13 protein-coding genes are annotated in these 9,520 nt (G+C 56.0%); 7 read left to right on the forward strand and 6 right to left on the reverse strand.

The window, feature by feature from the left end; genetic code table 11:
- On the reverse strand, positions 1 to 1,028 hold a 1,028-nt coding region (gene trpB / locus M0974_RS13260), incomplete at its 3' end, for a tryptophan synthase subunit beta (RefSeq protein WP_297837120.1).
- A 124-nt stretch (positions 1,029 to 1,152) separates the two neighbouring features.
- On the opposite strand from trpB, the gene M0974_RS13265 reads away from it, so the two are divergent.
- Positions 1,153 to 2,052 carry a LysR family transcriptional regulator gene (locus M0974_RS13265; RefSeq protein ID WP_297837123.1) on the forward strand — a complete coding sequence of 300 codons (900 nt, stop codon included), beginning with the start codon at positions 1,153 to 1,155 and terminating at the stop codon, positions 2,050 to 2,052.
- A gap of 3 nt (positions 2,053 to 2,055) precedes the next feature.
- Here M0974_RS13265 and M0974_RS13270 read toward each other — a convergent pair whose 3' ends face one another.
- A complete protein-coding gene (locus M0974_RS13270) occupies positions 2,056 to 2,379 on the reverse strand; it encodes a YqjD family protein (RefSeq protein WP_297837126.1) in 324 nt (107 codons plus the stop codon).
- 154 nt (positions 2,380 to 2,533) lie between these two features.
- Between M0974_RS13270 and M0974_RS13275 the strand changes: the two genes are divergently transcribed.
- Positions 2,534 to 2,749 (forward strand): dodecin, encoded by a 216-nt coding sequence (locus M0974_RS13275; RefSeq protein ID WP_297837129.1) that lies wholly within the window; start codon positions 2,534 to 2,536, stop codon positions 2,747 to 2,749.
- Positions 2,750 to 2,885: 136 nt separating this feature from the next.
- The gene (locus tag M0974_RS13280) at positions 2,886 to 3,110 is read left to right on the forward strand and encodes a DUF1161 domain-containing protein (protein ID WP_297837132.1); all 225 of its coding nucleotides are present in this window, start codon (positions 2,886 to 2,888) and stop codon (positions 3,108 to 3,110) included.
- An 82-nt stretch (positions 3,111 to 3,192) separates the two neighbouring features.
- Here the strand turns inward: M0974_RS13280 and M0974_RS13285 are convergent, their stop codons facing one another.
- Positions 3,193 to 4,194: an LLM class flavin-dependent oxidoreductase gene (locus tag M0974_RS13285; RefSeq protein ID WP_297837136.1), complete on the reverse strand. Its 1,002-nt coding sequence runs from the start codon at positions 4,192 to 4,194 to the stop codon at positions 3,193 to 3,195.
- Between the two features lie 237 nt (positions 4,195 to 4,431).
- Here M0974_RS13285 and M0974_RS13290 point away from each other — a divergent pair, with 237 nt between their 5' ends.
- On the forward strand, positions 4,432 to 4,863 hold the full coding sequence (locus tag M0974_RS13290) for an OsmC family protein (RefSeq protein ID WP_297837139.1): 432 nt from the start codon (positions 4,432 to 4,434) through the stop codon (positions 4,861 to 4,863).
- 134 nt (positions 4,864 to 4,997) lie between these two features.
- On the forward strand, positions 4,998 to 5,231 hold the full coding sequence (locus M0974_RS13295; protein ID WP_297837142.1) for a DUF1161 domain-containing protein: 234 nt from the start codon (positions 4,998 to 5,000) through the stop codon (positions 5,229 to 5,231).
- 12 nt (positions 5,232 to 5,243) lie between these two features.
- Here the strand turns inward: M0974_RS13295 and M0974_RS13300 are convergent, their stop codons facing one another.
- Positions 5,244 to 5,657: a hypothetical protein gene (locus M0974_RS13300; RefSeq protein WP_297837145.1), complete on the reverse strand. Its 414-nt coding sequence runs from the start codon at positions 5,655 to 5,657 to the stop codon at positions 5,244 to 5,246.
- 96 nt (positions 5,658 to 5,753) lie between these two features.
- Between M0974_RS13300 and M0974_RS13305 the strand changes: the two genes are divergently transcribed.
- The gene (locus M0974_RS13305) at positions 5,754 to 6,812 is read left to right on the forward strand and encodes an aminopeptidase (protein WP_297837147.1); all 1,059 of its coding nucleotides are present in this window, start codon (positions 5,754 to 5,756) and stop codon (positions 6,810 to 6,812) included.
- Between the two features lie 92 nt (positions 6,813 to 6,904).
- On the opposite strand, the gene M0974_RS13310 is transcribed toward M0974_RS13305, so the two are convergent.
- Together M0974_RS13310 and M0974_RS13315 are read right to left on the reverse strand one after the other, a co-directional pair.
- Positions 6,905 to 7,555 carry an HAD family hydrolase gene (locus M0974_RS13310; RefSeq protein WP_297837149.1) on the reverse strand — a complete coding sequence of 217 codons (651 nt, stop codon included), beginning with the start codon at positions 7,553 to 7,555 and terminating at the stop codon, positions 6,905 to 6,907.
- A 39-nt stretch (positions 7,556 to 7,594) separates the two neighbouring features.
- On the reverse strand, positions 7,595 to 8,143 hold the full coding sequence (locus tag M0974_RS13315) for a gamma carbonic anhydrase family protein (protein ID WP_297837152.1): 549 nt from the start codon (positions 8,141 to 8,143) through the stop codon (positions 7,595 to 7,597).
- Positions 8,144 to 8,246: 103 nt separating this feature from the next.
- Between M0974_RS13315 and M0974_RS13320 the strand changes: the two genes are divergently transcribed.
- A partial coding sequence (locus tag M0974_RS13320) for a M3 family metallopeptidase (RefSeq protein ID WP_297837155.1) occupies positions 8,247 to 9,520 on the forward strand: 1,274 nt, incomplete at its 3' end.

A 9,520-nucleotide genomic window follows, 5' to 3' on the forward strand; every position in this document is an offset into this window, starting at 1 on the left:
GCTTCGAGGGCTTCGTCGTCGGTGATGCTGACGTACTCGACGCGCTTCATTTCATGTAGGTAAGCGTGTTCTGGACCAATGCCTGGGTAATCGAGGCCGGCAGAAATCGAGTGGGCGTCAGTGATCTGGCCGTCGGCATCTTGCAGCAAGTAGGTACGGTTGCCGTGCAGGACACCGGGAACCCCGCCGTTCAGGCTGGCGGCGTGTTTGTCGGTATCGACGCCGTGACCACCGGCCTCGACACCGATGATTTCAACGCTGGCGTCATCGAGGAACGGGTGGAATAGGCCCATGGCGTTGGAGCCGCCACCGACGCAAGCAACCAGGCTGTCCGGCAGACGGCCTTCTTTTTCCTGCATCTGTTCTTTGGTTTCTTTACCGATGATTGATTGGAAGTCGCGAACCATCGACGGATACGGGTGTGGGCCAGCCACGGTGCCAATCATGTAGAAGGTGTCGTCGACGTTGGTGACCCAATCGCGCAGGGCTTCGTTCATCGCATCCTTCAGGGTGCCGGTGCCGGACGTCACCGGCACGATTTCAGCGCCCAGCAGCCTCATGCGGAACACGTTGGCCTGTTGCCGTTCGATGTCGGTTGCGCCCATGTAGATTACGCACGGCAGACCGAAACGAGCTGCAACGGTGGCAGTGGCCACGCCATGCATGCCCGCGCCGGTTTCGGCGATCAGGCGTGTTTTACCCATACGCTTAGCCAGCAACACTTGGCCAATGCAGTTGTTGATTTTGTGCGCGCCGGTGTGGTTCAGCTCTTCGCGCTTGAAGTAGATCTTCGCGCCGCCGCAGTATTCGGTCAGGCGTTCGGCGAAATACAGTGGGTTTGGACGGCCCACGTAGTCGCGTTGGAAATACGCCAGTTGCTCAAGGAATTCAGGGTCGACCTTGGCGGCTTCGTATTCGCGGTCCAGGTCAAGCACCAGCGGCATCAGGGTTTCAGCCACGTAGCGGCCACCGAATGAGCCGAACAGGCCGTTGGCATCAGCGCCTTTGCGGAAATTGGTCTGGGTCATGGGACCTCCAGGTGATGTGTCGAAAAGATTTAGCCGTTTGGGCAATGGGCTCACTTTAACCAGCGTCAGCGCCGATGAAAACCGATAAGATTGGCGCAACCTGTCAGGAAAACTCACAGATACCATGAGCCACGACCTCCCTCCCCTCAACGCCTTGCGCGCATTCGAAGCGGCTGCCCGCTTGAACAGTGTCAGTCAAGCAGCCGAACAGCTGCACGTGACGCATGGCGCAGTCAGTCGTCAGCTTAAGGTTCTGGAAGAACACTTGGGCCTAGCGCTATTCGTCAAAGACGGGCGCGGCCTTAAACTCACAGATGCCGGCGTACGATTGCGCGATGCCAGCGCCGAAGCCTTTGAGCGTTTGCGCAACGTCTGTGCCGAACTGACCCAAAGCAGCGCAGATGCGCCGTTTGTTTTGGGCTGTTCTGGCAGCCTGCTGGCGCGCTGGTTTATACCCCGCCTCGGGCGACTGAATGCTGAGCTACCGGATCTGCGGCTGCACCTGTCCGCGGGCGAAGGCGATCTCGACCCGCGTCGCCCCGGTCTTGACGCGTTATTGATTTTCGCTGAGCCGCCATGGCCAGCGGACATGCACGTCTACGAGCTGGCCAGCGAACGGATTGGCCCGGTGCTCAGCCCCCGGTTCGCTCATTTCGAACAATTGCGCCAAGCTCCCGCGCAGGCTTTGATGGGGGAGGCACTTTTGCAAACCACCTCAAGACTGCAAGCTTGGCCCATCTGGGCGCGGCAAAACGGCATCGAGCCGGATGCGCTGCATTACGGTCAAGGGTTCGAGCATTTGTACTATTTGTTGGAGGCTGCGGTCGCCGGGTTAGGCATCGCGATTGCGCCGGAGCCGCTGGTGGCGGATGACTTGCGGGCTGGACGCCTGGCCGCGCCGTGGGGCTTCAGTGAAACCCCGGCGCAGCTGGCTTTGTGGGTCCCGAAACGCGCCGCAGATGGACGCGCTCAGCAATTGGCGCAATGGCTAAAAGCCGAACTGGAACGGGGAGTCAGGGGCTGATAATCAGTCGCGCTTACACAATAGGTAGGCGGCGAGTATACCTATCGCACCCACGGCAACCCCGGCGGTTGTCCAAGGATGTTCTTGCGCGTAATCCCGAGTCGCAAGACCGGTTTCACGGGTTTTGTCTTTGACGTCTGCGTACACCTCGCTGAGCAAGCTACGGGAATGACTCAGTGCGCTTTCAGCGTTGGCTTTGAGGCTCTTCAGTATTTTGTGCGACTCGTCCGACGCATCGGATTTAAGGCTCTCAAGGGATTTCAGAAGGCTTTCGATCTCGGCTTCCATGCTTTGCAACGAGGCTTTACGTAGGGAAGTGTTAGCCATGGTGGCTCTCCTGCATTGATGAGTGGCGTGTGTTGTTTCCGACTGCGGGGTTTCAGGAAAGTGCGGTGGCGCCTGAACTTTTCGAAAGTTTTTGCCCACAGAGTAAGGAGCAAATTCACTGCTACGCTCTTAACCACACCTTCGGAGAACTGCCATGTCTGATCACCATACGTACAAAAAAGTCGAGCTGGTTGGCTCGTCATCGACGACGATCGAAGACGCAATCAATAACGCCATTACTGAAGCAGCCAAAACCATCAAGCACCTCGAGTGGTTCGAAGTTCTGGATACCCGTGGTCACATCGAAGGTGGCAAGGTTGCCCACTACCAAGTCACGCTGAATGTAGGCTTCCGCATCGCCAATAGCTGATGGTGCTGAACTTTTGCACTGGCCGATTGCCATATTTTCCGCTACACACAGTGAACCCGCTGTCGTGAAATCGTTGGCGTGGTTAATGACTTGGGTTGCGTTCCAACCTGGTTAACCTAACGAGGGAGTGTGACCGATGAAGAAGTTTGTGTTGGCGATAGCGCTGTTGAGCATTGCGGGTACCGCGATGGCTGCTGGTAAATCTTGCGATGAATTGAAGTCGGAAATCGACGCGAAAATCAAAGCGAAAGGCGCCACCGCTTACAGCCTGGAAGTCGTCGAAAAAGGCAGTGCGGCCGATGCGAAGGTTGTCGGCACCTGTGATGCTGGGACTAAAGAAATTGTGTACAAGCGCGGCTGATGCTTGCTTAAGGCTTAAAAAAACCGACGCACATAGCGTCGGTTTTTTTATGCAGATTTTGTACACAAATTTAAGCCAGAATTCAGCCCAAAACTGTCTGCGCCAAAATCTCATACGAACGTAATCTGTCTGCGTGTTCGTACATGTCACAGGTGAAAATCAGCTCGTCTGCCTGGGTTTGTTCCACCAGTACTTCAAGCTTGGCGCGGATTTTCAGCGAACTGCCGACCATCGCGAGTCCCAGGAAGTCCCCCACCGCTTCGCGTTCGTGAGGTAACCACAGGCCCTCCATGGTTTTAACCGGTGGTTTCTGAACCAGGCTTTGGCCGCGCATCAACGAAAGAATCCGTTGGTAGAGCGAGGTCGCGAGGTAATCAGCCTGCTCGTCGGTATCGGCCGCCACTAACGGTACGCCCAACATCACGTAAGGCTTGTCCAAGTAAATCGACGGTTCGAAATGATTGCGGTAAACCCGAATCGCTTCGTGCATGTAACGCGGTGCGAAGTGCGAAGCGAAGGCGTATGGCAAACCGCGTATCCCCGCCAACTGAGCGCTGAACAGGCTCGAACCCAACAGCCAGACCGGTACATTGGTGCCGGTACCGGGAACAGCGATCACTTTTTGATCAGGTGTGCGCGGGCCGAGGTAGCGCAGCAATTCCTCAACGTCATCAGGGAAATCATCCGCACTGCCAGAGCGCTCGCGGCGCAATGCGCGGGCGGTCATTTGATCCGAACCCGGCGCGCGGCCAAGTCCTAGATCGATCCGGCCCGGGTACAGGCTGGCGAGGGTGCCGAATTGCTCTGCGATCACCAAGGGGGCGTGGTTCGGCAGCATAACGCCACCGGCACCGACGCGAATCGTGGACGTACCACCGGCCAGATACGCAAGTAGCACCGACGTCGCTGAGCTGGCGATACCGTCCATGTTGTGGTGTTCAGCCACCCAAAAGCGGTTATAGCCGAGCTTCTCGACGTGCTGCGCCAAATTTAGCGAATTGCGCAGGGACTGAGCCGGACCGGTATCTTGGCGCACGGGCACTAGATCAAGGGTGGATATTTTGACATCTGCTAAACGTTTCATAAGCCACTAATAGCCTCTGGAGTGTGTCGTGCAGGCCTGGCCCAAGACGTCCAATGATGGCCAAAACCCACGAGAACTGTATTGAAAATATGGGCGTATTTCTGCGTTTCAATAGCCAATCCGGAAATATCCTACTGAAACAGTCGGCTTTTGCCTAAGGTTGAACTTGTGATGAATACGCGGCTCACTACTCTAGTCACCGTGCGAACCCTCTCGCACCCATCATGAGGAGATACCATGAGCATCGTTAAAAAAGCATCGGCCCACTGGGAAGGCGATCTGAAAAGCGGTATTGGCAGCATCTCTACTGAAACCAATGTGCTCAACAAAGCACCGTATGGTTTCAAGGCGCGCTTTGAAGGCGGCAAGGGCACAAACCCTGAAGAACTGATTGGCGCGGCCCACGCAGGCTGCTTCTCCATGGCATTGTCGATGATTCTGGAAGGCGCGGGCCTGAAAGCGGACAGCATCGACACCCAAGCGGCGGTCACTCTGGAGCAATCGGCTGGCGGCTTTGATATCACCGCGATCCACCTGACCCTGAAGGCGAAAGTGCCTAACGCCACCCAAGAGCAATTTGACGACCTGACCAAAAAAGCCAAAGAAGGCTGCCCGGTCTCCAAGGTGTTGAAGGCCAAGATTACGCTGGACGCTACATTGCTCAGCTGATTGAGTGATGGCGAACCCGCGTAGCATTGCCTGCGCGGGTTTTTTATTGATGGGTCTTCACGCAACAAGACCCTGTCTATCGCGCTATTGCGGGATAACGCAGTAGTCTGTGCGCTGAATCGAAGGAGTCGAACATGAAACGCATTGTTTTAGCTGTTATCTGCACTGCATTTGTCGCGAGCACCATGGCGGCACCGAAACCTTGCAAAGAACTCAAGGATGAAATCGAAGCCCAGATCCAAGCAAAAAACGTAACGTCCTACACGTTGGAAATCGTCTCTAACGAAGATGTACACGACGAGAATATGGTCGTCGGAACCTGCGAAAACGGTACCCGCAAGATTATTTATCAGCGCAACGATAAGTAGTCAGGCTTGCATTCATAGGCATGTAACTTCCCTATCTTCGGCCACCATTTTGCGTTGCGCGTCATACAGGCGACCACTGACGGTGATACCCGCATTACGCGCTTCCAAGCGGTAACGTTGCCCTGGCGCAAAGTGGTCGTAGTGCAAAACGATGTAGCACGTGCGCTCGGTTATATCGTTAAAACCACTAAAGCCGCCGCCTTCGGCATCGTAGTCAAAGCGCACCTGCAACTCATGACTGCCCGGTTGCACCTGGAAGTAACGGCCGTCCCCCCAGCGTTTGCCATCGAGTTTGTCAGCCATCACCAGATTGCCGGTGTAGGTGAACATCTCGACCCATGCCTGCTGTGCATCGACAGGTGGCAGCGGCGGATTCACGCAACCGGTAAGGGCCAATAAAGCGGTTATTAACAGTGGCTGACGCATGGAAGGCTCCTTAATCGAACAGGTGTCGATGATAGTTGCGTCTGGAGGGTGCTGTCCGGCATAACGCTGTTTGAATTAAGACATTAAGGCTAAGGCATGATTCGACTCGACCCTCTGTTTCTTTGCCGTGGCGTTGCACTGGTCGCTGCGTTGCTGCTCAGTGGCTGCACCAGCCTTGATTATTACGGTCAGCTCGCCGGCGGCCAACTGCGCCTGCTACACGCTCGGGAGCCGGTTGCGACGATTATCGCTGATCCTTCGAGTGACCCCAAACTGCGTGATCACCTGATTAAATCGCAACAAGCCCGCGTGTTTGCCAGCAGCCATTTGCACTTGCCCGACAACCGCAGTTATCGCCTATACGTCGATATTGGGCGGCCGTTTGTGGTGTGGAACGTGTTCGCTACTGATGAGTTTTCCCTGGACGCGATGAGTCAGTGCTTTCCCATCGCGGGCTGCGTGGCCTACCGAGGGTATTACAACCCGAGCGATGCGCGGGGCGAGGCGGCATTACAGCGTCTGGCCGGCAAAGACGTTTATTTGAGTGGCGTCGAAACTTACTCGACGCTGGGCTGGTTCGACGACCCGATCATCAGTTCGATGCTGCATTGGGGTGATGAGCGCTTGGCGGCGCTGATTTTCCATGAGCTGGCGCACCAGCTGTTTTACGTGAAGGACGATTCTGAATTCAACGAATCCTATGCCAACTTCGTGGAACAGGAGGGTGGCCGCCAGTGGCGCGTGGCGCGAGGTCTGGCACCTGAAAAAGAGTCAGACTCTAAACAGCGTGATCAATTTACCCAGTTGGTGCTGGATGCGCGGGAGCGTTTGAAAAAGCTTTACGCCCAACCGTTGCCGCCCAATGAGATGCGCGTGCGCAAGGCGGCGGAGTTCGAGCGGCTGCGCAGCGATTATCGACAAATGCGTGACAGCCAGTGGGCGGGCGACAAGCGATACGACCCATGGATCAACGCGCCGATGAACAACGCCAAGCTGCTGCCCTTCGGTCTGTATGACCAGTGGTTGCCCGCCTTTGCTGCGCTGTACAAACAGGTCAATGGAGATTGGCCGGCTTTTTACGGTGAAGTGAAAAGGTTGGGTGGTTTGCCGATTGGGCCGCGAAAAGCGGCACTTCGTAAACTGATGGGTGGCTGACGACCCCTTCGCGAATGAATTCGCTCCCACAGGGCAATGAAGATCTGTGGGAGCGAATTCATTCGCGAAGGCGATGTATGCAACAATCCATGTCAGCCCTTCAAAAACGCCCTATGCAACTCCGCCAACGTCGCAAAGTGGTACGTCGGCGATTCCGCTGCCAACTCTTCATAACTACCAAACCCATAACCCACCGCAGCCATATCTAGCCCATTACGTTTGGCGCCGATCAGGTCGTGTTTACGGTCGCCGATCATCAATGTTTGCTTGGGGTCCAGGCCTTCTTCGCTCATCAGGTGACGAATCAGCTCGACTTTATCAGTACGCGTGCCATCGAGTTCGCTGCCGTAGATCACTTTGAAGTGCTTGGCGAAATCAAAATGCCGAGCAATTTCCCGGGCGAACACCCATGGTTTTGAAGTGGCTATGTACAGGTGTCGATCTTGATTGGCGAGGGTTTCGAGCAAATCGACGACGCCTTCAAACACCAGATTTTCATACAGTCCCGTGACCTTGAACCGCTCGCGATAGAACCCCACCGCTTCCCAGGCTTTGGCTTCATCGAATGCGTAGAACTGCATGAACGCTTGCAACAACGGCGGGCCGATGAAGTGTTCAAGCTTGCTTAAGTCCGGCTCATCTATGCCCAAACGGCCCAGGGCAAACTGGATCGAACGAGTAATACCCTCACGTGGGTCGGTCAACGTGCCGTCGAGGTCGAACAAAATATTCTGGTAATGCATGGGAATCCTAAAAGTCGCCTGCGGGTAAAATTAAATCCTTCAGGCTGGCTGATCATAGCCTTCGGCCAGGTGCTGATCCTTGAGCTTCACGTAGTTGCCGGCACTGTAGCTAAAAAACGCACGTTCCTTATCCGTCAGCGCGCGAACCTGTTTGACTGGGCTGCCGACATACAAAAAGCCGCTCGCCAAGCGCTTGCCCGGCGGCACCAGGCTGCCCGCACCGATGATCACCTCGTCCTCCACTACCGCGCCGTCCATGACGATGCTACCCATCCCGATCAAAATGCGATTGCCCACTGTGCAGCCGTGCAGCATGACTTTGTGGGCGATGGTCACTTCGTCGCCAATCAGTAACGGGAAACCGTCCGGGTTGAACGGGCCTGCGTGGGTAATGTGCAGCACGCAACCGTCCTGAACGCTGGTACGGGCGCCGATGCGGATACGGTGCATATCGCCGCGAATTACCGTCAGTGGCCATACCGAACTGTCGGCGCCAATCTCGACATCGCCGATCACCACGGCGGATCGATCAACAAATGCGCGCTCGGCAAGCACCGGTGTATGGCCCTGAAACGGTCGAATAGTCACGATAGCGTGCCTCTTTAAGAGTGATAGATGGGTCAGAGTGCTGCGGTCGGCGTCGATTGTAATTAAGATGGGCCAATGTTTCTTCCAGCCAAGGTGTTTAACCGTGAGCGCGAACAACCCTCTTTTACACGCGTATGACCTGCCACCGTTCTCTGCGATTCGTGCCGAGCACGTCAAACCGGCCATTGAACAGATCCTCGCCGACAACCGTAAAGCGATTGCCGAGATTCTTGTCACCCAAGGCAAACAGCCAACCTGGGCCGGGCTGATTCTGGCAATGGACGAACTCAACGACCGCCTGGGCGCTGCCTGGAGCCCGGTCAGCCACCTGAACGCCGTGTGTAACAGTCCTGAACTGCGTGAGGCATACGAGTCTTGCCTGCCCGCGTTGAGCGCCTATTCCACCGAGTTGGGCCAGAACCGCGAATTGTTTCAGGCCTTCGAAGCGTTGGCTAATGGTCCGGAAGCGGCCAGCTTCGATGTCGCGCAAAAAACCATTCTCGAGCATTCGCTGCGTGATTTCCGTCTGTCGGGTATTGATTTGCCGCCAGAGCAACAAGTGCGTTATGCCGAAGTGCAAAGCAAGCTGTCCGAGCTGGGCAGCCACTTCTCGAATCAACTGCTCGACGCGACCCAAGCCTGGACCAAGCACGTCACTGACGAAGCGGCCCTCGCCGGCTTAACCGACTCGGCCAAAGCGCAAATGGCTGCAGCGGCCAAGGCCAAAGACCTCGACGGCTTCTTGATCACCCTGGAATTCCCGAGTTACTTCGCGGTAATGACCTACGCCCAAGACCGTGGCCTGCGTGAGGAGCTTTACGCGGCGTACTGCACACGCGCGTCGGACCAAGGCCCCAATGCCGGCAAAAACGATAACGGCCCGGTCATGGAACAGATTCTTGATCTGCGCCGTGAACTGGCCCAATTGCTCGGTTTCGCCAGTTTCTCGGAACTGAGCCTGGCGACCAAAATGGCTGAGTCCAGCGATCAGGTGCTGAGTTTTCTTCGCGATCTGGCCAAGCGCAGCAAGCCGTTTGCAGTGCAGGATCTGCAGCAGCTCAAGGCCTACGCGGCTGAGCAAGGTTGCGACGACCTGCAAAGCTGGGACAGTGGTTTCTACGGCGAAAAACTTCGTGAACAGCGCTACAGCGTTTCTCAAGAAGCCCTGCGCGCCTACTTCCCCATCGATAACGTGCTGAGCGGTCTTTTTGCCATCGTACAACGTCTTTACGGAATCGAAATCTCCGAGCAGAAAGGCTTCGATACTTGGCACCCAGATGTTCGCCTGTTCGAAATTAAAGAGAACGGCCAACACGTCGGCCGCTTCTTCTTCGACCTGTACGCTCGCGCCAACAAGCGTGGTGGCGCCTGGATGGA

This window comes from Pseudomonas sp., assembly GCF_026224925.1.
Taxonomy (GTDB): domain Bacteria; phylum Pseudomonadota; class Gammaproteobacteria; order Pseudomonadales; family Pseudomonadaceae; genus Aquipseudomonas.